The sequence below is a fragment of the Verrucomicrobiia bacterium genome (assembly GCA_035765895.1).
GTDB lineage: Bacteria > Verrucomicrobiota > Verrucomicrobiia > Limisphaerales > DSYF01 > DSYF01.
Genome location: DASTWL010000074.1, coordinates 1 through 20,767 on the forward strand (window position 1 = coordinate 1; position 20,767 = coordinate 20,767).

General features: G+C 62.5%; 20 protein-coding genes. 5 read left to right on the plus strand and 15 right to left on the minus strand.

All coding sequences use genetic code 11. From position 1 onward, the window contains the following. On the minus strand, window positions 1–356 hold a 356-nt coding region (locus tag VFV96_14660), incomplete at its 3' end, for a hypothetical protein (protein ID HEU5071643.1). Window positions 357–2,406: 2,050 nt separating this feature from the next. On the opposite strand from VFV96_14660, the gene rho reads away from it, so the two are divergent. The 3 genes from rho (at window position 2,407) to VFV96_14675 (ending at window position 5,399) form a co-directional block, all read left to right on the plus strand. Beyond that, on the plus strand, window positions 2,407–3,534 hold the full coding sequence (rho, locus tag VFV96_14665; GenBank protein ID HEU5071644.1) for a transcription termination factor Rho: 1,128 nt from the start codon (window positions 2,407–2,409) through the stop codon (window positions 3,532–3,534). Between the two features lie 52 nt (window positions 3,535–3,586). Continuing rightward, a complete protein-coding gene (locus VFV96_14670) occupies window positions 3,587–4,585 on the plus strand; it encodes a WYL domain-containing protein (protein HEU5071645.1) in 999 nt (332 codons plus the stop codon). 157 nt (window positions 4,586–4,742) lie between these two features. Continuing rightward, on the plus strand, window positions 4,743–5,399 hold the full coding sequence (locus VFV96_14675; protein ID HEU5071646.1) for a response regulator: 657 nt from the start codon (window positions 4,743–4,745) through the stop codon (window positions 5,397–5,399). Here VFV96_14675 and VFV96_14680 read toward each other — a convergent pair. From VFV96_14680 to polX, 8 genes are all read right to left on the minus strand, one after another. Then, complete coding sequence (locus VFV96_14680; GenBank protein ID HEU5071647.1) at window positions 5,396–6,196, minus strand: alpha/beta hydrolase; 801 nt, start codon at window positions 6,194–6,196, stop codon at window positions 5,396–5,398. The two genes, VFV96_14675 and VFV96_14680, sit on opposite strands and share 4 nt — an antisense overlap. Then, window positions 6,196–6,573 carry a hypothetical protein gene (locus tag VFV96_14685; protein ID HEU5071648.1) on the minus strand — a complete coding sequence of 126 codons (378 nt, stop codon included), beginning with the start codon at window positions 6,571–6,573 and terminating at the stop codon, window positions 6,196–6,198. Before VFV96_14685 ends, VFV96_14680 begins: the two co-directional genes overlap by 1 nt. 21 nt (window positions 6,574–6,594) lie before the next feature. Then, window positions 6,595–8,745 carry an AMP-binding protein gene (locus tag VFV96_14690; GenBank protein HEU5071649.1) on the minus strand — a complete coding sequence of 717 codons (2,151 nt, stop codon included), beginning with the start codon at window positions 8,743–8,745 and terminating at the stop codon, window positions 6,595–6,597. Next, on the minus strand, window positions 8,742–10,154 hold the full coding sequence (locus VFV96_14695; GenBank protein HEU5071650.1) for a nitrilase-related carbon-nitrogen hydrolase: 1,413 nt from the start codon (window positions 10,152–10,154) through the stop codon (window positions 8,742–8,744). Before VFV96_14695 ends, VFV96_14690 begins: the two co-directional genes overlap by 4 nt. Window positions 10,155–10,299: 145 nt before the next feature. Next, window positions 10,300–11,484, minus strand: a complete 1,185-nt coding sequence (locus VFV96_14700) for a hypothetical protein (GenBank protein HEU5071651.1) — start codon at window positions 11,482–11,484, stop codon at window positions 10,300–10,302. A gap of 80 nt (window positions 11,485–11,564) precedes the next feature. Then, window positions 11,565–11,726: a YqaE/Pmp3 family membrane protein gene (locus tag VFV96_14705; GenBank protein HEU5071652.1), complete on the minus strand. Its 162-nt coding sequence runs from the start codon at window positions 11,724–11,726 to the stop codon at window positions 11,565–11,567. 178 nt (window positions 11,727–11,904) lie between these two features. Continuing rightward, window positions 11,905–12,627, minus strand: coding sequence for a translation initiation factor IF-3 (infC, locus tag VFV96_14710; GenBank protein HEU5071653.1), 723 nt, complete (start codon window positions 12,625–12,627; stop codon window positions 11,905–11,907). 133 nt (window positions 12,628–12,760) lie between these two features. After that, the gene (polX, locus tag VFV96_14715; protein ID HEU5071654.1) at window positions 12,761–14,524 is read right to left on the minus strand and encodes a DNA polymerase/3'-5' exonuclease PolX; all 1,764 of its coding nucleotides are present in this window, start codon (window positions 14,522–14,524) and stop codon (window positions 12,761–12,763) included. Window positions 14,525–14,683: 159 nt separating this feature from the next. On the opposite strand from polX, the gene VFV96_14720 reads away from it, so the two are divergent. Continuing rightward, on the plus strand, window positions 14,684–15,475 hold the full coding sequence (locus tag VFV96_14720; GenBank protein HEU5071655.1) for a prepilin-type N-terminal cleavage/methylation domain-containing protein: 792 nt from the start codon (window positions 14,684–14,686) through the stop codon (window positions 15,473–15,475). Between the two features lie 27 nt (window positions 15,476–15,502). Beyond that, complete coding sequence (gene thiD / locus VFV96_14725; protein HEU5071656.1) at window positions 15,503–16,303, plus strand: bifunctional hydroxymethylpyrimidine kinase/phosphomethylpyrimidine kinase; 801 nt, start codon at window positions 15,503–15,505, stop codon at window positions 16,301–16,303. Window positions 16,304–16,317: 14 nt separating this feature from the next. On the opposite strand, the gene VFV96_14730 is transcribed toward thiD, so the two are convergent. From VFV96_14730 to VFV96_14755, 6 genes are all read right to left on the minus strand, one after another. Further along, window positions 16,318–16,902 carry a sigma-70 family RNA polymerase sigma factor gene (locus VFV96_14730; protein ID HEU5071657.1) on the minus strand — a complete coding sequence of 195 codons (585 nt, stop codon included), beginning with the start codon at window positions 16,900–16,902 and terminating at the stop codon, window positions 16,318–16,320. Then, on the minus strand, window positions 16,889–17,383 hold the full coding sequence (locus VFV96_14735; GenBank protein HEU5071658.1) for a hypothetical protein: 495 nt from the start codon (window positions 17,381–17,383) through the stop codon (window positions 16,889–16,891). The genes VFV96_14730 and VFV96_14735 overlap by 14 nt, the downstream gene beginning before the upstream one ends. 3 nt (window positions 17,384–17,386) lie before the next feature. Beyond that, complete coding sequence (locus VFV96_14740) at window positions 17,387–17,716, minus strand: hypothetical protein (GenBank protein HEU5071659.1); 330 nt, start codon at window positions 17,714–17,716, stop codon at window positions 17,387–17,389. Window positions 17,717–17,866: 150 nt separating this feature from the next. Continuing rightward, complete coding sequence (locus VFV96_14745) at window positions 17,867–19,015, minus strand: glycoside hydrolase family 172 protein (protein HEU5071660.1); 1,149 nt, start codon at window positions 19,013–19,015, stop codon at window positions 17,867–17,869. A gap of 360 nt (window positions 19,016–19,375) precedes the next feature. Further along, window positions 19,376–19,771, minus strand: a complete 396-nt coding sequence (locus VFV96_14750) for an SgcJ/EcaC family oxidoreductase (GenBank protein HEU5071661.1) — start codon at window positions 19,769–19,771, stop codon at window positions 19,376–19,378. 637 nt (window positions 19,772–20,408) lie between these two features. Beyond that, window positions 20,409–20,690 carry a hypothetical protein gene (locus VFV96_14755; GenBank protein ID HEU5071662.1) on the minus strand — a complete coding sequence of 94 codons (282 nt, stop codon included), beginning with the start codon at window positions 20,688–20,690 and terminating at the stop codon, window positions 20,409–20,411. Window positions 20,691–20,767: the final 77 nt, after the last annotated feature.

Consider the following 20,767-nt stretch of genomic DNA (forward strand, 5'->3'; position numbering starts at 1 on the left):
CCATACTGGACGAAGATGGCGAAGTGCTTGCCGAGGTTGAGCGAAGTGTGCTGGTCCAGCAGCCATTGGCCGCGCGGATCGAACTTGATCACCAGCGCGAACCCGCCCAGCGCATTGACGACCGCAGCGCTGGCCACCTGGTCCTCCGTCAGCAACGGCGAATCATCCACGCGCAGCTTGATGGTGGGTTTTTTGAACATGGAAATCTCGCGGGTGAACGCCGAATTGTCCGTGGCCTCGGCGTGCACGCGGAGCACCGTTGCCTCGACCTTGTCCTTCTTGGCGGTCTGGCAGCCGCCGGCCAGCACCGCCAGCAGGACGCCCAGCAAATAGAGATTGAATCGTGCGATGCGCATATCCATAGTGGCGCTACACAAACGGAACAACCCCCGGATGTAAAGTTTGATATGGGAAAGCAAAGCAACAAGGTTCAAAAACGTCGTCGCCGCGAGGCCTACTTGAAACGGAAAAAAGCCGCCAAAAAGTCCAAGCCCGCAGGGAAGGCTGCCAAGAGCTGACCACCCTTTCACCACACGAGCCGCCCAAACCGGGCGGCTTTTTGCTTTTTTACGGCACCCACTTGACCCGGTGGCGACGGCCTGTCCCCATTGCCAGGCGGCGGTGCGATTGAGGTGGCGGGAGAATCTAAAAATGTCCTGCTTCTTTTGCGCGGGGCACAGGCAAGGCCAGTGGGAAACTGTCGGGTTGGGGATTTGTTGGAGCACTTGAATCTGGCTTCCCTCCAGCGCTGCCAGTTCGGGACGGCATTGAGCGACGCAGCATGGCGCGAGTTTGTGCTTTCCCCGTGGATTCAGGGGGCAAACGGGAACATCGGCTGGCGGCGGGAATTGTGGGAATGGCTGGCGCCGCGCGTGCGCCGCGAGACGAGTGTTGCCGCCGCCGCGCAGATTGTGGCGCGGGAGCTACGGCTGAGGATTTGCTTGAAGCCGCAGACTTCAAGCTTGCACATCGTTGCCGGCCTGCTGGGCTTCCGGCCAGACGGATTGTTCGCATTGGGGTCCGTTGCGGGTGGCCGCGCTTCGTTCCGCCGGCGTTCCCGCCAAACTGGACGCTGCTGGCGACGCCCAGATTTTCGATTCTGGCAAATGGGAAAAAGTTTCCCCCGCGTTCAGTGGGTCTCTTTGAATCATGCGCGGCGCCAGACTTTCGGCTTCCAAAGCACAAGGCAAGTTGTTCACCGCTTTTTTGCCGGCTGTGGATGACTGGTGAACAGCGTGGCAATAACCGGCCGTGACGGGTGTTTTCATGCGGAAAACCGCGGTTTGTTGGGGAAAGCTCAGGGGCCGTTTGGTGAACAACCCGGTGGACAACAATTCGTTGGCGGCGGCGTGTTCCGTGGTAATCTGTCACCAGTTCATTGAAAGAACTGAAACGGTTGGCCGGTGAAAAAATTGTCGGCGGTCGTTTCAAGGATACGCCCGGGTGACCGGGGAAAGGTTGGGTCAGGCTGGTTGGCGCAACCCTTCGAAGGCAGATTGAAACACATCAGGCCGGAGAGGCAGAATTCACCAGTTCCTCTGGCGGTGTTCGCGCACCGTCAGGCAAACGCGAAACAGGAACTTGGCAGCCAGGGGCGATGAGAAACCGCTCCGAGTTGAGTCAAGTAACCCAGGTTGGTTTCAGACTTGGGTGAATCGCAGTTACCCAGAGGGTAGTGGTTGCTACTGTGCACCAGCACGGACGGATGACTCTGGCGGCCCGGAGAGATCGGGGTCAGCCAAACGAAAGACGCCGAAAGGCGGGACAAACTGAGCATCCGCACCGGGAAGGACACGGAGTCGCGGCAAGACTCGTGAAAAACTTCCGGACGTCGGCGATGTTAAAAACGGCACCGCCGGACTGTGAGGCGAAGGCAACCTGAGAGTTAAGAGGCGAGACCCGTGGCTTGGGGCCAACGCACCGCCAAAAGCGGTGGCCGTCCTCAGGCTAAGTGGTCAAGACGCGCAACGAGTCGCAGACGTGTCTTGATCTGGTTCGCAGGCCGGTGGCGCAACCACCAGTCAAAGCGAGCTGAAAAGCTTCACTCGAAATCCAGTTGCGGCGACGCGCTGGACGGCCCTGCTACGAGGCCGGAGACTCCGCTTGCCGTGGAGAATAGCGTCGGGAAGCTGGCAGCCCCGGAGGCGCCTAATGCCAGCATGGGAAAGAGAGCATGGCGAACTCCCATCCCCCACTTTGGTCCCCGTTCGGCCGCAAGGCCGGGCGGGGATCTTTGTTTTTAAACGTGAAAATAGTAGTTGCGCTCAACTCACTTTGCGCCTATCTGTTGGCGCGTCGAAGGATTGGTTGGCTGTGACGGGGTGTTTGACGGGTCACAGTGGCTTCACAAAGTTCATTATTTCAGCCTCTTAGGGCTTTTCTGGATTCCTTTGGCGCATCGTTTTTATGAGCAACGCGAACAATAATTCGCCCACCGACCTGGGTTCTGGGTATCTCGAAATCTCCGAGAAGGGATTTGGCTTTCTGCGCACCGCGCAAAACCATTACCACCCCAAGCCGACCGACATTTTCGTCACGCCCGATACCATCAAACGTAATTTTCTGCGGGAAGGCGCGCACATCGAAGGCGCCACCCAGCCGCCCCACCGCGGCACCAGCCCGCAACTGCGTTCCGTGCTCAAGGTCAACGGCATGCCCTTCGAGGAATACGTCAAAGCCGTCCGGTTCGAGAACCTGACGACGATCGACCCGATCGAAAAGTTCAAGCTTGAGACCACCCCGGACGCGTTGGAAACGCGCATCATTGACCTCGTCACGCCCATCGGCAAGGGCACGCGCGGCCTGATTGTCGCCCCGCCGCGCACGGGCAAAACCACCGTGCTCAAGCAAATCTGCAATGCCATCACCACCAATCATCCGGACGTTCACTGTCTGGTGCTGCTCATTGACGAGCGGCCCGAGGAAGTCACCGACTTTCAACGCTCGGTGAAGGCCGAAGTGGTGGCCTCTTCAAACGACCAGGACATCGACACGCACGTCCGCCTTTCGCGTTTCATGATCGAGCGCTGCCGCCGGATGGTGGAGGCGGGCAAGGACGTCTTTGTGCTGTTGGATTCGCTCACCCGGGTGGCCCGCGCCTATAACAGCGCGCACGGCGGCTCAGGCCGCACGATGACCGGTGGCGTGGACGCCCGTGCGCTCGAAATCCCGCGCAAGATGTTTGCCTCCGCCCGCAAGATCGAGCATGGCGGCTCGCTCACCATCATTGCCACCGCGCTGGTGGACACCGGTTCGCGCATGGACGAGCTGATTTTTCAGGAATTCAAGGGCACGGGCAACATGGAGATCATTCTCGACCGGAAACTTTCCGACCGGCGTTTGTTCCCGGCGCTCGACATTCCGCGCAGCGGCACGCGCAAGGAGGAGAAGCTGTTCCCGGCGAAGAATCTCGATGCGATTCGCAAGCTGCGCCGCATGATGGTGGACTTGAACCCCATCGAGGCGATGGAAACGCTCCAAAACGCCTGCCGGAAATACAAAACCAACGACGAATTGCTCGCGCAATTGAAGTAAACGCCGGTGAGGGCGCCGGTCCCTGACCGGGTGCTCCGGAGCCGTGTCCGCCATGCCGCGCCAACTGAAGTCCGCTCCGCCCGCCGTCCTTCACACCCGTCCGCCGCTGGACCGCATGCTGCGCATCCATCAGGCGATTCAGGCGGGCAAATACCCCAATGCCAGCACGCTGGCCGCGGCCATTGAGGTGGTTCCGAAAACCATCCACCGCGACATCGCCTTCATGCGCGACCGGCTGGATTTGCCCATCGAGTTTGACGCGCAGCGCAACGGCTATCATTACACGGCCGAGGTGGGCTCCTTTCCGTCGCTGCAACTGACCGAGGGCGAGCTGTTCGCATTGTGCGTGGCGGAAAAGGCGCTGGAGCAGTATCGCGGCACCAGCTTTGAGAAGCCGCTGCTTTCCGCCCTGCGCAAGATGGAACAGTCGCTGCCCGACACCATTTCCATCAATCTGGGCGAGCTTGGCGAGGCCATCTCCTTTCGCACCCGGGCCGAGCCCATCCTGAACCTTGAAATTTTTGACGCGCTGGCGAAGGCCACTGCGCAACGCCAGCAGCTCGAACTCGATTACCGCAAGGCCGGCTCAACCGGACCGGAAAAGCGCATTGTCGATCCGTATCACCTCGCGAACATCAACGGCGAATGGTTCCTCTTTGCCTTCGATCACCTGCGGCGCGACATCCGGACGTTCGTTCCCGCGCGCATCAAGTCGGTCAGGCAAACCGGCCAGCGTTTCCAGCGTCCGCAGGGCTTCTCGCTGGAGCGGCGGCTGCGCGACAGCTTCGGCGTTCATTCCGGCGAAGGCCGGTATGAAATCGTGCTGCGTTTTGCGGCGCAGGTGGCCGATTACATTCGTGAAAAGCGCTGGCACGATTCCCAGCAGCTGCGCGAACTCAAGGACGGCGGCGTCGAATTACGGTTGAAGCTTTCCAGTCTCGCGGAAGTGGAGCGGTGGGTGCTCAGTTGGGGCGGGAATGTCCGCGTCATGCAGCCGTCGGAACTGCGTGAATCCGTTCAGCGCGCCGCCCGCCAAATCCTCGAAGCCTGACCGCGGCGTGCTCCATCTTGGGCACGTTGTTCAGTTCGCCGCAGGTCCAAACTCCTGGCAACCGTCCGCCGAAACAAGGCCGGGACCGCTTTCCTTTTGATTTCCGCCGGTTTGTCGTAAAGGAGCGGGCTGGGGGCATTAACCGTAAAATTGGCATGTGAAGCGCTTTGCTTCCGGCAAGGAGCGACGTATGAACCATCCCGAATTATCACCCGCTAATGACGCTTCGGCCGCATTGGGCGCCACGCCTTCTCCGTCCCCTGGCCCCGTTCAAGTCTGGCTGGTGGATGACCATGCCACCCTGCGCACGTTGATTGCCGAATCGCTGGAACGCCAGGGCGGCATCGTCTGCACCCGGCAGTTCGATTCACCCAATGCCTTGTTGAGCGCCCTTGCCAGCCGGCTGGGTCCCGACGTCATCCTGCTCGACGTTCAAATGGGCGAGCTCAGCGGGCTCGATGCCATTCCCGCCATCAAGTCGCTGTCCCGTTCAACCCGCGTGTTGATGCTGACCACTTACTACGATTACGAGTCGCATCAGGTGGCCATGGACGCGGGGGCTTCAGACTTCCTGTTGAAAACGTATCCGGTGGAACGGATCGCGCAGTCGGTGTGTTGCCGCGCGGCGGCCAATGAACCGTTGCGCCGGCTGACGGGCCGTTCATTGCATCAGCGCCGCAAGGTTGGACGCTGTCAACCGCCCGGGCACGGCAGCTTGGACGCGGACCTGCCGCCCGCTCCGCGCGCAGAGGCCGCCCGCCGGATCAGACCGGGCGCGTTGTTCAATTGGCTGGGGAAGTTGAAAAAGGTTTAGGTGCGCGCCCGCTGCATCCACGCGCAAATCAAATCCGCGGAAGCTTCCGGAGCTGTGCTCAGCACATTGTGATCGGCCCGGCACAGGACCCGGCCGGCTTGAAATCCCGGACAACGATGTTTGAGCCAGTGCCGGACCTGCGGCGCGGGAACGATCGGATCCACCAGGCCGGCGAGGTGAAACACAGACAACGTGCATTGCGCCGCGATTGGCCGCACGTCCTCCTGGGCCACCAGTCCGTAGCGGTGTTCCATGGCTTTGAAATCGTCCGGATGCAATCGGCGGGCGATGAATTCAGCAATGCTGGCGGCCGCGTCCGCATCCGGCCGTTCCCGCCATTTTGCATACGCCCCGTAAGCGCGCAGCAACATCCGCCAAACCTCCATGGGAATGGTTTGATGGAGCGAACGTAAAAACAACGCGCCCCACGGCCAGGGATGTTTGACAAAGCCGCCCGCTAGGATGAGGCCTTGGATCTTCAGCTGCGACGCGTTGCGCTGCTGACGGCCGACCAGTTCCCAGGCGGGCTGGGAGCCAAACGATTCCCCGAGCAGCCAGCCCGCGGTGACGCCGTGTTCCAGCAGGGCGCACTCGACCGCCTTGGCGTAATCAGTCAATGACCAAACGCGGGTGCGCGGATAGGTGATTTCAACCAACCGCCGCCGGCTCGCCAGCGCCTTGCGGAAGCGTGTAATCAGCGTCCAATCTCCGTGAATTCCGGGCAGGTAGATGAGCGTGGGCAGGGTGGCCGGGCCGTGCGAGCGCACTACAACCGCCGTGTCAGACGGAGCGGACATCAATCGGCGGGCGCGGTCCAGCGTCGGAACAGCCAGCCGATCCCGATGCCGACGAACGTGGGGGGCAACGAGAGGACGCCGATCAAGGCGAGCGCGAGCGGCCACAGGTTGTTTGACGTCGGATCCTTCAGCCAATCCGGAATCATGGACGCCAGGCAGCCGCCTTGAACTCCCGCCTCGAAAACCAAGGCCCACCGCCATGCTCGTCGTGGAAAAACGCCTCCGAGCAACAGGCCGACGAAGAGGCCGGTGACCGGCCAATACTGAAAAATGCGCGGACTGTCGCCGGTGAAATGGAAGCCGAAAGCGCCGACGGCCAGTCCGGCGCCCAGGGAAAGCGTTGCGGGAAGCCAGACCTTGGATGAGTCAGATTGCATCAGCGGTGGCGTAAACGTGGTTCAGATGAGTTGCGTGAGTTCGCGATGGTTCACCTTGCCGGTGCCGAGCTTGGGAATCTCGTTCACGAACTTGAGTTCGCGCGGCACGGCGAGATTGCTCAGGCCGGCGGTCTTGATGGCGGCTCGAATTTTATCCAGCGTCAGGCGCGGTTCGTTGCTGACCGCGATGAGTCGCTCGCCCTTGTCCTCGTCCGGCTTGGCGACCACCGCGATGGCGAACCGCAATCCGTATTGGGGAAACGCTCCCGCCAGCGCCTCTTCCACCGCGGTGAGGCTGACCATTTCGCCACTGACTTTGGCGAAACGTTTCAACCGGCCGCGAATGTGAATGAAATGATCCTCGTCCACGTGCACGATGTCGCCGGTGTCATACCAGCCGCCCAGTGCCTGGAACTTCGCGTTGGCCTCGGGATTCAGGTAACCCTTCATCACGTTCGGCCCGCGCACCAGCAGGCGTCCGCCTTCCGTGACGCCGGGCACGGGTTCCAGCTTCCAGTTCATGCCCGGCAGCAATTCGCCGGCGCTGCCTGGACGCGGGTTGAGCGGCACGTTGACGCTGACGCACGGGCTGCATTCGGTGGCGCCGTAACCTTCGAGCACGCGGATGCCGAAGCGCTCGTTCCAGATGCGCACCGTGTTCTCCTGCAATTTTTCCGCACCCGCGAACAGGTAGCGGATGCTGCGGAAGTCGTAAGGATGCGCCTTGCGCGCGTAGCCGGCGAGGAACGTGTTCGTGGCGAGAAACACGGTGGCGTTCTTGTCGTAAAGCACCGTGGGGACGACCCGATAATGCAGCGGCGAGGGGTAAATGAACAGATACGAGCCGCGCGTCAGCGGCAGCAACGTCCCGACGGTCAGGCCGAAGCTGTGGAACATTGGCAGCGTGGTGAAGAAGCGGTCCGTGCTTTGCAAGTCGCAGACGGCGCACATCTGCCGGATGTTGGCGAGCACGTTCCGATGCGAGAGTTCCACCCCCTTGGGCACGCCCTCCGAGCCGCTGGTGAACAACACCACGGCCGTGTCGTTGGTTTGCGCTGTCGAGCGCAGGTTGCGGGCGGGGGCCAGCCGGCTGCGCAACCACGCGGCGAATTTCGCCCCGCCGCCAATGTTTTTCCACACGTCCTCGAGGTAATGCAGTTCGATGCCGGCGTCCTCCAGCGGCTTTACGTCGAGGCGCGCCTTTCGCAGGAACGTGCGTGACGTGATGATGTGTTTGAGCCCGGCCAGCTGGGCGCAGGCCAGCATGACGGCCGGGCCGGTGGTGTAGTTCAAAATGGCGGGCACCTTGTCCGCCGCCCACAGGCTGAGCAGCGTCACCGGCAGCGCGTTGAGATTGGGCAACAGCACGCCGACGTGCCTGCCGGCGGACCGGGCGGCGCCGGCCTCACGCGGATTCAAGCGCTGCCGCCATTGTTGCGCCAGCAGTCCCGCCCCGAGGAACAGGCGGCGATACGTCAGCGGTTGCCACGTCACGTCCTCGAGGATTTTGAACCCGGGCTGCTCGCGAACGCGTTCGGCGATGGCGGCGGGCAGCGTCCCCGGGCCAAAATCCATTTCCGTGTCAAATTGCAGCCGCAACATTTCATCGCGGAGCCAGCTGGTGATTTTTGTGCGCGCAACTGCCGTGCTGACGTGCCCGGGATCGGGCGGCACCAGCACCGAACTGAAATGCGCCGTCACCGGCGGAAACCATCGTGTGTGTCCGCGGTTGGCGGCGGGCTTCAACCGGCTGGCGCCGCGCAGATACCCGACCACCACGCGCGCCTTGGTGCGGTGCAGCAGAAAACCGGTGCCGTCGAACAGTTTCATGAGACTGCCCGTGGTGGAGAGCCGCCCTTCGGGAAACAGCACCAAGCGGCCGCCGTTCTGGAGGTATTCCGCCATGTGTTTCACTGCGTAGGGCGAATCGTTTTCCACCGGGAAGGTGCGGCGGTTGATCATGATCTTGCGGTGCAACCAGCTGGTTTGCGCGGTGGTGGCGGACGTCACAAAGCGCCAGTCCTCTTCGAGGCAGACACCGAGGAACAGCCAGTCCCACCACGAGACGTGATTGGGCAGCAGCAGCACCGGCCCGGGGGTGCGCAGCGCCTCGACGTTGTAGGCGCGGAAGCGGAACAACAGGCGCAACAGGAAGTGAAGCAGGGCGATCATGATGACGACAGGTTGGTGGACATGGATTCAGGAGCGCAAGCGGCCTTCTTGCGGGCTGGCAGCAGGGGGGCGAGCAGCGCCAGCGCGGCGCTGCCCACACAAACAGGCGCCAGCGAGCGGTCCAGCGGGAGACGCGGATGGGCGTCGAGCGGCAGCCGGCCGCCGATGATTTCACCTTCGCCGGGGAAGGGCGCGCGGGCGAGAACGCGGCCCGTGCTGGAGACGAGTTGCGAAATGCCGGAACTGCAAACCCGGAAAATCGGCATGCCGTATTCAGTGGCGCGCGCCGGCGCAATCCGGGAGTGCAGCGTGTGCTCCGACGCGCCCCAATCCGCGACGTCCATGGTCGGATTCAGCAGGGCGATGGCGCCTTGCCGCACGAAGTCATCCACAACGCGCGTGTAGCTCAGGTCGTAGCAAATCAAGATGCCCAGCTTGCCCCACGGCGAGTTCCAGACTTTGCGTTCGGGCGCGGGCCGGCCGTCCTTGAAGAACTGGATCGGCACGCTCTTGGCCTGCTGAAAGATCATCTCGCCGTTCGTGCCAACGACGTAGGCGGTGTTGTAGAAGTTCGTTTCGCCGAGCGGTTCCTTGCCGCCGGCAACCAGATAAACCCGATTCGAGGCGCACCAATCGCGGACGGTCTGCGGCACGGGGTTTTGGAACGTGTATTCGCTGAGCATGAACAACTGCGCGTCGGGAAACTTTTTATGCGCTTTCTTCAAGCCGGAGATGACTTGATCGTCCGTGGGGATTTCCAACTGGACACCGGCAACCGTCAGGCCCGGCCGGTCCCGCCGTTGGCTGGCCATCAGGGCCGGGCACAGGGTGGCAGCCAGAATTCCCACGCATACGACGAATGCGGCGATCTCCCAAAGTTTGCGGGATTTAAAAACTCGATTGGCTCCCGCCGCAATGGCCACGAACAGAAAGCCCAAACCGAAAACGCCAGCCGGTTGAATCGACGGAGTCTGATAACTGGTCATCCCGAACGTCAGCCAGCCGAAGCGCAGATAGTAGAGTTCACAGCGAAAGTATTCGAGACCGGTCCACACAAACGGCGCCAGCACCAGCGCCCAGGCTTCCCCCCAACGCAGGCGCACCGCACGCAGCGCCAGGCCGAACAATGCGACCCAGAACGCCAGCACGAGCCACAACGCCATCGCGGCCGGGCCAAAAATATTCCAGAAGAAGCCGAGCTGCGGCGCGTAGAACGCGAATCCCACGCCGAGCAGCGGATAAAAAACCTTGCGGTGGGTGGCGGCCCGGCTGATTTCGATCAACGCGTAAGCACAGGGTATTATCAGCCAGCCAATCCCGGTGAACTGGGCCGCTTGAAAACTGAGCACGGCCAGGAGTGACCATCCGAGCAGCGCAAGCGGACCGATGGTTTGGATGGACGGGCTCATGAATGGTTGAACAGCAGGCCAGCCCGCGGGGGCAGGCCTCTCTGAGCGCACAGGCATGGACTGTGTTTAACCGGCGACGCGCGACATCGCAATCACCGGAATGCCCGGCCAGCATCGAAAATTATGCCGCTGAAATCGGGTCAGGTTATGCGGCGGCCGGCAGTTCCTCGCGCGTGCCCGCCCCGAAGAGGGATTTGATGGCGCGGCCGATGTATTTGAGCCCTTTGAGCAGACCGACGTCGCGGACATCCGTAGTGACGCAGGCCTTGGCAAGGTCGGCTTCGTGGCCGCGGTAGCGCGGCGGCAGGATGAAGAGAGTCTGGGTGTTTTCGCCGTCCACCCGCATGACCTCGGGATAGAACAGCCCGCGGCCCACGGCGTATTGGCCGGGGGGCAGCTCCAGCGTGCGCTTGGGGAGCACCAGCCAGGGGCGGTATTCGAAAGTATGCCGGCCGGCCGGGTCGGTGAACAGTTTGCCATACGTGCGAATCGGCATGTCGCCGATGGCGCGCGCGCCGAACATCCAGTTGCCGTTGGCCACGGGCAGGAACCGGTGCCGGCGCAAGGTGAAGAAATCCCAGGAATACACCGAGCCCAGCACAAGCAGGCGGAACGCCCAGCCCGCAATGAACCACGCGAACACCACCACCACGGCGCTGAACAACGCGCCCAGCCAGGGATTGATGGTCGCGGTGAGCCAGACCAGCCCCAGCACCGAGGTGCGCAAGGATTTGAGCGCCATGTCCACGGTCGTGAACGGGCTGATTAGAATTAGAATGTTGATGGCGTGCGACGCCAGCCAGACGATGAGGAACAACGCGATGGCGAACGGCACCATCAGCCAGTTGCCCAGTTGCGCGGCGGAAATGGCCGCGAAACCTGCCTGGTGCAGCGCGGCGGATGTTTGATCGACGGCGGTGGGGAAAACCGTGACCATGAACGGCACGAACGTTCCGGCCGCAACCATGCCGCTGATCTTGTTTTCGACTGCTTCCGCGACGTCGAAGGGTTTCTTGAGCGCGGTGGGGGCGGCGGTGCCCAGAATGTCCTTAGCGGCCACAAGGCCGACCAGCAACAACCCGGGCAGCCAGAAATAAGGCTGGGCATACCAATGCAGGTTGGCCTTCTTGTCCGCCGGGGTCTTGAAATACTCGTAGGCGCCGACGGCGCTGACGCCGAGCAGCGGGGAAATGGCCACGCCGGTGATCGTTGAAAGCGAACGGGCCGCTTCCACGCCGGGCGTTGAACTTTGCTTCTCGGCCGCCGCGGCTCGGTGACTCCAGCCGATGAGCAGCGCGCCGACGACAAGATACCGGGCCAGCGTTTTCATAATCTCTGGCCGCACAGATACTCTCATCCCCGTCCCGACGCAAGGCGGGCGTCGGCTCCCCGGTTGCGGGACGCGACCGGCTATTTCCGGTTCAGCACAATGAAGGCATGGATAATCCCGCCGATGCCGCAGGTGAACAGCCAGAGCAGCAGGTTGATGATGAAATCCTTGTTGGTGCCGCATTTCATGTAAACCGCCACGGGCGGCAGAAAGATGGCAAGGAGGATTTGAACGATGGTCATGGTGTTCCTTTTGGTTGAACGCTTCCGAATGGGTGTCTCCTTCTAGCCCAGCCGCGGGCGGGGCTCAAGCTCCAAGGTGAAGGCCACACCGTCGGCGGCTCCACGCGACGATCGGCTTGGGGTGAAATGGCAACGGCCGGAGCGGATGATTCCACTCCGGCCGCCAAATGCCTTCGGGTCAGGAGGCGAGGTTGCCGAACGGATTGTTGCTGAAGGCGCCGTCGCCGGATTCCTCTGCTTCACCGTCGCCCCGGTGAATTTTCACCGGCTTGTGGTCCGAATCGCCCTCCTCCGCGGCGGCTTTGGCCGGCGGTGCGGACTCGTTGGATTCGTTCGGGTTCTTGGCGCGCTTGTTGCGGGGCAGGGGGCTGATCATCAGGTTGATGTTGCGGCCGACCAGCTTCGGCTGGAAATCGGGATGCCCCCACGGCGCGATGTTTTCCAGAAACTTGTTGATGACCTGGAAGCCAAATTCGGTGTGCGCCATTTCGCGGCCGCGGAATTTCAACGCGACCTTGACCTTCATGTCCTCGCACAGGAATTCGATGGCGTGGTTGGTTTTCACGCCGAGATCGTGCGGGTCAATGCGCGGGCTGAGCTGGATTTCCTTCACCGTGCCCGAGTGCTGGTTCTTGCGCGATTCCTTTTCCTTCTTGGCCTGCTCGTAGCGGAACTTGCCGAAGTCCACGATCCGGCAGACGGGCGGATTGGCATTGGGGGCGATTTCGACCAGGTCAACGCCCTGCTGGCGGGCCAGGTTCAAGGCATCGCCCAGCGGCATGACGCCCAACTGCTTGCCCTCGTCGCCGACGACGCGGACTTCCCGGGCACGGATTTTCCCGTTAACCCGAATGAAGGAAGCCTGTGAATTGGAACTGCGTGGAGAGTAAGGCCGACTCAAGCGACCCTCACCGGTTGGAGATGTTGCATTCTGATATTAAACACGTCTGAAACCCAAAATCCGTTGCTGACGTGGGCTAGTTAAGCGGCTGGTCGGCATCTCGCAAGCATAAAATGCATCGTGGAAACCATGATTATCGTGTCTTTGCGGCGCGTTTGGCGAGCAGCGCCTTCCGGAGCCTCTCAAGAGGCAGGGTGTTGATGACGTCACCCTTTTCCAGGCCACCCTTGCGGGCGATGCCGGCTCCCAGCCGCAACCACCCCGCATGCTCAAACCGGTGGGCATCGCAGTTGATGACGCATTTCACGCCTTGCGACTTTGCGTAAGGCCAGTGGCGCCAGTCCATGTCGAACCGCAATGGACTGGCGTTGAGTTCAATCCACGTGCCCGTTGCGGCGCAGGCGTCGATGACCGCCTGATGGTTCACGTGGTAAGGCTCGCGTTCGAGCAACAGCCGGCCGGTGAGATGGCCGAGCATGTGAACGAACGGATTCCGCGCCGCGCCCACGAGGCGCGCGGTCATTTCGGCTTCGCTCAGGGTGAAGCTCTGGTGAATGCTGGCCACCACCACGTCCAGTTCCGCCAGCAGGTCATCGGGAAAATCCAGCCGGCCATCCTTGAGAACATCCACCTCGGTGCCCGTGAGCAGACGGAAATCCTCGCCCTCATCCGCCAGCTTCTGGTTGACATCACGGATGGCCTTGAGTTGTTGCCGCACGCGCGCCTCGTCGAGCCCGTTGGCTTGGAAGGACGCCTTGGAATGATCCGTCACGGCCCAATAGGCGCAGCCCAGCCCCATCATGCTGCGCGCGATCTCCTCCAGTGTCTGATGGCCGTCGCTCCACGTGGAGTGATTGTGCAGGGAGCCGCGCAGGTCGCTCCATTCAATGAGCCGGGGCAGTTCGCCCTTTTCCGCCGCGGCGAATTCGCCCATGGCTTCCCGCAATTCCGGCGGCACGTAAGCGAGCCCCAGCGTTTCGAAAATGGCCTCTTCCGTCGCGCAGGGCACGAGCAGCTTGGGGTCGCGGGTTTCCTCCTTCGACTTGAACAGGCCGTATTCGTTCAGCCGCAGGCCGCGGGCGATGGCGCGCTGGCGCATGACGATGTTGTGCTCCTTGCTGCCGGTGAAATAGGCGAGTGCAAACGGGAACTCCGCGTCGCTGACGACGCGCAAGTCGGCCTGGATGCCGCCTTCGAGCAGCACGCTCGCCTTGGTCTCGCCCTTGGCAATCACGTTGAGGATGCCGGGCAGTTGCGTGAAAAAGTCGATCACCGCCGCCGGTTTGCGCGACGACGCCAGCAGGTCAATGTCACCAATGACCTCCTTGTGCCGGCGCAGGCTGCCGGCGGTGCTGCAACGCGTCACGGCCGGATGCTGGCGCAACTCTTCGAGCAGCGGTTCGGCCACGCGCAGGGCATCGCCCAGCAGATGGCGCGAGGCGTAGGCGCGCCGGCGATGAATCCCTTCAAGCAGATTCTGCTGGGTCTTTTCCCCGAAGCCGGCGAGGCCGGCCACCTTGCCGTCTTTGCAGGCCTGTTCAAGCTGGTCAGTGTTTTCGATGCCGAGCTGTTTGTGCAGGGCGAGCAGCTTTTTCGGACCGAGGCCGGGAATCTCAAGCATGTCCACGAGCCCCTTCGGCACGGAGGCGCGGAGTTCCTCGTAATAGGGCAGGCGGCCGGTGGTGACGAGCGTGGTGATCTTCTCCCGCAACGCCTCGCCGATGCCCTTGAGTTCGCCCAGCCGGTCCTCGGCGATCAATTTGTCCAGCGACTCGCTCGTGCTTTCGATGGCGCGGGCGGCGTTGTGATAGGCGCGCGTCTTGAACGGATTTTCACCCTTCAACTCCAGCAACGTGCCGATGTTCACGAGAATTTCGGCCACTTCGTCCTTGTTCATGGCGTCACGATAATCCCAAGCTGGCGGCGTGGGGAGTGCGAATTCGGCGCGGCCGGCGGCCGCCCTGAAACGTGCCTTTCCCTGTCGCGGCAGGTCGGGTAAGTTGCGGTTGTCTTGGCCATGCCAACCTTGGGTCCATCACGAAAACATGCAAAGCCGGTGGGTGCCTTCACCCTCATCGAACTGCTTGTCGTGATTGCCATCATCGCAATCCTCGCGGCGTTGTTGTTGCCGGCGTTGTCCCGGGCCAAGAGCAAGGCCTACCGGGTGCAGTGCCTCAACAACCTCCGCCAGCTGGCCTTGCCCTTCCAGCTTTACGCGGACGACCACGAGGGCCGGCTGGTCGCGAACGGCTTTCTCAACAGCTACGCGGACTTGGGCAAAGCGAAGTTTTGGGTCGCCGGGGGCGAGCATCTTTACCCACAATTCTTCACCAACGAGGATTGTCTGCGGAATGACGACTACGCGTTGTTCGCCGGTTATGTCAAAAGCCTTGGCATCTACAAATGCCCGGCCGACCGGCAGGAACCCGAGTGGCAGGGCGTGAAATATACCAAACTGCGCAGCTATTCCCTGAATTGCTACTTCGGCTGGCCGGCCGGCAGCGAGCCGAGCGCCAATTACGTGACGTTCCGCAAGCAGGCGGATGTGCCGAAGCCCAGCGAACTGTTCACCTTTGTGGATGGGGCGCCGCTGAATCTGTGTCTGCCCGCCTTCGTGTTTTACGGCAGCACGTGGTTTTACCACCGGCCTTCCGCCGAGCACGACGGCTCGGGCAACCTCGCCTTTGCGGATGGCCACGTGGAATCGCACCGCTGGCGTGAGGCGGAAACCATTGCTGCGGCCAAAAACGGGGGCACGGCCGGCGACGGCGGACATTTCACCTTCGTCTCCTCCGGCAACACGGACCTCGCGTGGCTGCGCGAGCACGCGTCCGTTCGCAGCCCTTGAATCGCGCCCCGGCCGCGCCCCGCATCCATGACTCCAGCAATTCCCATCGCTCTCACCATCGCCGGCTCGGACAGCGGCGGCGGCGCCGGCATACAGGCCGACCTCAAAACCTTCCACGCGCTCGGCGTCCATGGCACGAGCGCCGTCACCTGCCTGACCGCACAGAATCCGCGGGGCGTTTCGGGCATTCAGGCGAGTTCGCCCGATTTTTTGCGCCGGCAACTGGAGGCGGTCTTCGCGGAGTTGAAACCGGCGGCGGTGAAGACGGGAATGCTGCTCTCCGCGCCGCTGGTTCGGGTGGTGGTGGAACGCTTCAAGCGGCGCCCGGCCCCGCCGCTCGTGGTGGATCCCGTGATGGTGGCGACGAGCGGCGCGCGGTTGCTCAAAGCATCCGCCATCGCGGCCCTCCGGAACGAACTGCTGCCGCTGGCCGCCATCGTCACGCCCAACCTGGACGAGGCGGAGCTCCTCGCCGACATGAAACTCTGCTCCGTGGAAGACCTGCGTGCTGCCGCGCGGACGATTCACGCCCGTTGCGGCTGCGCGGTGCTGGTCAAGGGCGGGCATCTGCGCGGATTGACCGAGGCGGTGGACGTGTTTTACGACGGGCGGGTGGAGTTGTTGCTGAGCGCGCCCTTCGTGAAAGGCGTTTCCACGCACGGCACGGGTTGCACTTACTCGGCGGCGATCACCGCCGGGCTGGCGCGCGGCCTTTCCCTTCCGGTCGCGGTGCCGCGGGCGAAGGAATTCATTTCCCACGCCATTGCCAACAGCCAGCGGGCTGGACGGCATTTCGTGCTTCACTGGGGCGGCGGCCGGCCGGCCTGACCCCGCCCGGCGGGTTACAACCAGCGGTGAAGTTTTTCCCGCAGCTGGCGGCGCGCCCGGTAAAGCCGCGATTCAATCGCCTTCGGCGTGGTGCCCACCAGGGCTGCCGCCGCGTTCAGACTGTGTTCCTCCCATTCGCAGAGGACGATGGCTTCCCGCAGGTCGGCCGGCAAATCATTCACGGCGGCGCGCACGGCCGCGGCGCGTTCTTCGGCCACGGTCTGTTCGCGGGGCGATGGATCGGAGGCAGGCAGGGTGTCCGCCAGGGCGGGTTCGGCGGGGGAAAGTTCCGCGTGCAGTGAAACGTTCGGATGCCGCGTGCGCCAGCGAATCTGGTTGCGGGCCAGATTCGCCGCGATGGTGAACAGCCATGTGCTGAAGCGCAGGTTTGGCCGGAAGCGGTCGCGCGCCCGGTAAACCCGCACGAAGGTTTCCTGCGCCAGATCGTTCGCGTCGTCTTCGTTTTGCAGCATGCGCGCGAGAAACCCGAACACCGCCGGGGCGTGCCGCTCCATCAAGTCGTCCAGCGCGGTCGCGTGGCCGGCCTGCAACTTTTCCATGTCGGCCCGGTCGCGGGCGTCTGCCTCAAGGGTGGTCATGCACGTGACCGTTCGTTCCCGCCATCGACGCCTCGACCTGTTCGTGGTCGCCCAGGGTGAGCCGCTTCATTTCAGCGAGGTAACGCGCCCCCTGGTCGGCCGGCATGGCGCGGCTCACCGCTTCAAAGTGGGCCAGCATTTCGCCCTGGCATTTGGTGCGCAGCGCGGTCACTTCCGCGCGCAGTTCCGCGAGGCGGGCCGGGGAATTGGTTCCGGCGGCTTCGGCGGCGGCGAGTTCCTGTTTCTTGACGGCGATGCGCTCGCAGTTGGCGGCGCAAATGGGCAGATAGCCTTCGTGCAAATGGCGGATGCGGGCGAGGTCCGCAGCCGTCAGGTGAAATTCCATGCGGAGCCAGTCCAGATCGTCCGTGGATTGGGCCATCCGCGCGACGCACCAGTGCCGGGCGCACACGAACGCGGCCCCAAACACCCCGGCAACCAGCGCCAGGGCGAGCAGCAGAACCATGACCGGCTTGCGCATGCGTCAGGGGATGAACGGCATGGCCACGGTGGCGACGTAACGCGCCTGGGCGGCTTGTTTCGCCTGGGCGACACCGTCGAGTGAACCGATTACCGCCCCGGCCAACAGGGCGAAGGTGGCCACGGCCACCGCAAAGCGCGGTCGCAGCAGCCAGCCGACCAGCTGTTCGAGCCAGCGTCCCCCGGCCGGGCGGCCGGAGGCGGCTTCCGCTTTGGCAATGCGTTGCCACACTTGCGCCTGGAAGTTGGACGGCAGTGACGCGGTTGGACGGGCGTCGCGCAGGACGGTTTGCAACCGTTCATCGGCATCCGGATTTGATGTTTTTATCGACATATACTTGAGCCCGCGAACATCGGGCGTTCGCCATTTAACCGGGCGGCTGGCGTCGGATAATGCGCGGCCAGACGCCCTCACTCAGCTTACCCCGGGGCGGGGAGAATCCCGCAGCTTTTTTTGCGTCCCGCACCCGTGGAATGGCCGCGCTCACGGCCAGTCGAGCGCCGCGCGGTCCGGCAACTTCGGGAACGGCCGGTGCGGCTCGGTTTGATACCAGTAGGCCACGGAGGAAATCCGGTCGTCCAACTGCCGGTAGAGTCCGCCGTCCTTCCAGCCCAGCGCCTGAATTGTGACGCGCAGATCCTTCTGGAAGCGGACCGGGTCGGGAATGTGCCAGCGATACAATCCAAACCGCTGACCCGGCTCGTAAGCCTTGTCCGGTGGCAGCACCTGCGTGAGGCCGGAATAAGGCGTCGAAAACGGCTGATACTTCCGCGTCGCGCGGTTTTCGAAATTGTAGGAGCCACAGAAATAATCTTCCGTGCCCGTGCCGCAGATAGTGGGGAATTTCTGGTCGCCATCCAGGTAGAACTTGATTTCGCCTTCGCCCCACCAGCCGGAGTTGTGCGTCTCCCACGTCAGATAGGTGCCGACGTATTGGCCGCGCCCGGTCACGCCGTCGAGGATGGTGTAGAGGCCCTTTTCCCGAAGCGGCGATTCCTGACGGAATTGCACGTGAAAATAGCCGGCGTCGCGCGGCACTTTCGCGAGCGTGTAGTTGATCTGATAGTAAAGCACCATCGGCTGGTCGTCCCGGTTCTCCAGCGTCACCCGCGCCGCCTTGCGAAAGGGCATGGGCCAGTAGCAATTGAACGCGCTGCCCGGATTCACACATACCGCCAGCGAGTTGATCTGCGCGTAGTGACCGAGGCCGCACGCGAAGAAGTCGCCGACCGGGCACTCGACCGACGGCTCCTTTTCGCCGTCCCAGTAGAACCGGAGGATCGACCGGCGCCAGTTCCCGGTGGGCGTCATCCAAATCTGCTGCAACGCACCCGGCCCTTTGAGGTCCGCCAGCGTGAACGTTTCGCCGGCCTTGATTTGCACGGACGGCGAAACCTTCCAGCCCTGGCCCAGTTCGCTGGCGGCGTGCCGGCCCGTGCCGTTCGTGGCCATGCCGGCGCGGCCCTTTTCGCCCGTGAAATTCTCCGGGCTGACCGACCGGCTCAACGCGGACGACGTGCGAAACAGGCCGGCCAGTCCGGCCTCGGGCAGGGGCTGGGCCGGAAGGGCGCCCGGACGCAGCCAGGCGCCGAGCAGAAGCAGCATGACGGAAAAGATGCGGGTGGGTTTCATGAGTTGCGGGAGTTTGTGGTTGTGCACGTTCACGCGGGTTCGTTCCAACGGGCTGGGAGACGCATGATGACAACGACGTTCACCGGGGGCAACTGATTCAATGCGGACGCAATCCGCCCGGCATCAAACCCGTCCTGGACCCGGAATGCCGGGCGTGGTTCGGTCTGCTTCCTCTGGCACCTGATCAAACACCCGAAGCCTTACGACCCGGCCGTGTGACAGCACGCCGGAGAAAAACTGAAGCTGAAGAAGATCCAACGCCTCCGCCCATCCGCCACCGCCCTCGGCTTCAAACCTACCGCTACATGAACTTACACGCCCAGTTGCTTGCGAGGCGTTTCACTGCGGCAGCCCACTCCCTCATACCGCCGTGAGCATATTTGCATCACGGAAAAGCACCCAACGACCATCTGGCTCTTTGCGAAAAACCGACAGTATGGGACCGGCGCGTTGCTTGGGTGGCCCGCCCGCCAGAGGAGTCACGGTCAATGAAAGCTGATTCCAACAAAAAGCGTAAGCTCCCATGACCTGAATCTCCTGAATGTCCGGCTTGCCTTCGATGCGAACTTGCCCAACGGCTGAACGGAATGCGGCAGCAAAGGCATCTCGACCGCGCATCTGCGGCTGACCCGCCAAAAGAAAAACAACGTCCTCGGCCATGAGGCTCAGGACTAGGTCTAAATCACCCTCCGCCGATGCACGCATCCAACTGGCGATCACCTCTTGAATCTTCTGTTTGTCTTGCTCCCCGTTCATATATGTCAACGTCATGCCGCCTGGCCCGTAGGCCTTCGCTGAAGGCGAAAGTGGTGTCTGCGCTCCGGCGTAAACGTGGGTTGCGGCTTGGGATGCAGGTCGCCGAGCCACAAGTTGTGGGACACACGCCCCCGACAACGCAGCGACGAACAGCACCCACCATGCAGACCTATCTACTCGGCGAAGCCCAAGCCTGTCGAGCCGCAAAAGGCCCGCCGCCAAGCGGTGGTCTGGCGACACGCACTTTCAACTCAAGGGACTGGTGAAAGTGCGGACCGAATGGAGCCTGATGACGCTGGCCTACACTTGAGCGGCTTGGGAAGCCGCGAAAGGAATTTGGCACCGGCAAAGGCCCACAGGGCCGAGTGAGCGGGAGGGAGCGAGTCCACCTGAAACGGGTGCTGAACCTGGTGCGCTTCGGGCAGTTGCTGAAAGCGGTGAGTTGAAAGCTCCCGGCGGAGCTCTGGGTGAGTCCGAACGACCCGTTCCCGTCGGGATCATCACCCGGACCGCTGGGAATACCGTCCGCCCTTGCCATCGGACTGCGAGAAGCACCCACCGACTCCCCAGGAAAAATCACTCCGACACGTTGCCAACCTGAACTCCACCGGGAGTTTTCACACGGGCTCGCGATTGGTTAGACCACGTCATGTCTCTTGCTTCTGAACAAAAAGGTCTGTGCCATGACAATAAACAAAGCAACTCCGATGGCAAGGTGAGGCAGATAAGTCGGCCATGCACCCAAAATGAAAATCCGATACAAAATCAGGAGCGACCAAGCGACAGCACCAATCACGACTGCGCTGGCTACGAAGTGCAAAACCCGGCGCGCTCGACATGCTACGAACAACGAAACAATAACTGCGCACAAAGCAACCATCGTCGGCAGGATGCCCCAGAGTAGTGCTTCGATACTCATAGTGGGCTAGCCAGTATGGCTTTCGTTGAAGGTGGAAGGGGTGTCTGCTCTCCGGTGCAAACGTGGGTTGCGCCGCG

Coding starts and splice junctions, on each gene's coding strand:
- VFV96_14685 (HEU5071648.1), bottom strand. CDS start 6,573: ATGCAATCTGACTCATCCAAGGTCTGGCTTCCCGCAACGCTTTCCCTG.
- polX (HEU5071654.1), bottom strand. CDS start 14,524: ATGAACAAGGACGAAGTGGCCGAAATTCTCGTGAACATCGGCACGTTG.
- VFV96_14690 (HEU5071649.1), bottom strand. CDS start 8,745: ATGATCGCCCTGCTTCACTTCCTGTTGCGCCTGTTGTTCCGCTTCCGC.
- VFV96_14700 (HEU5071651.1), bottom strand. CDS start 11,484: ATGAAAACGCTGGCCCGGTATCTTGTCGTCGGCGCGCTGCTCATCGGC.
- thiD (HEU5071656.1), top strand. CDS start 15,503: ATGACTCCAGCAATTCCCATCGCTCTCACCATCGCCGGCTCGGACAGC.
- VFV96_14695 (HEU5071650.1), bottom strand. CDS start 10,154: ATGAGCCCGTCCATCCAAACCATCGGTCCGCTTGCGCTGCTCGGATGG.
- rho (HEU5071644.1), top strand. CDS start 2,407: ATGAGCAACGCGAACAATAATTCGCCCACCGACCTGGGTTCTGGGTAT.
- VFV96_14755 (HEU5071662.1), bottom strand. CDS start 20,690: ATGAGTATCGAAGCACTACTCTGGGGCATCCTGCCGACGATGGTTGCT.
- VFV96_14740 (HEU5071659.1), bottom strand. CDS start 17,716: ATGTCGATAAAAACATCAAATCCGGATGCCGATGAACGGTTGCAAACC.
- VFV96_14745 (HEU5071660.1), bottom strand. CDS start 19,015: ATGAAACCCACCCGCATCTTTTCCGTCATGCTGCTTCTGCTCGGCGCC.
- VFV96_14670 (HEU5071645.1), top strand. CDS start 3,587: ATGCCGCGCCAACTGAAGTCCGCTCCGCCCGCCGTCCTTCACACCCGT.
- VFV96_14735 (HEU5071658.1), bottom strand. CDS start 17,383: ATGCGCAAGCCGGTCATGGTTCTGCTGCTCGCCCTGGCGCTGGTTGCC.
- VFV96_14680 (HEU5071647.1), bottom strand. CDS start 6,196: ATGTCCGCTCCGTCTGACACGGCGGTTGTAGTGCGCTCGCACGGCCCG.
- VFV96_14750 (HEU5071661.1), bottom strand. CDS start 19,771: ATGAACGGGGAGCAAGACAAACAGAAGATTCAAGAGGTGATCGCCAGT.
- VFV96_14705 (HEU5071652.1), bottom strand. CDS start 11,726: ATGACCATCGTTCAAATCCTCCTTGCCATCTTTCTGCCGCCCGTGGCG.
- VFV96_14730 (HEU5071657.1), bottom strand. CDS start 16,902: ATGACCACCCTTGAGGCAGACGCCCGCGACCGGGCCGACATGGAAAAG.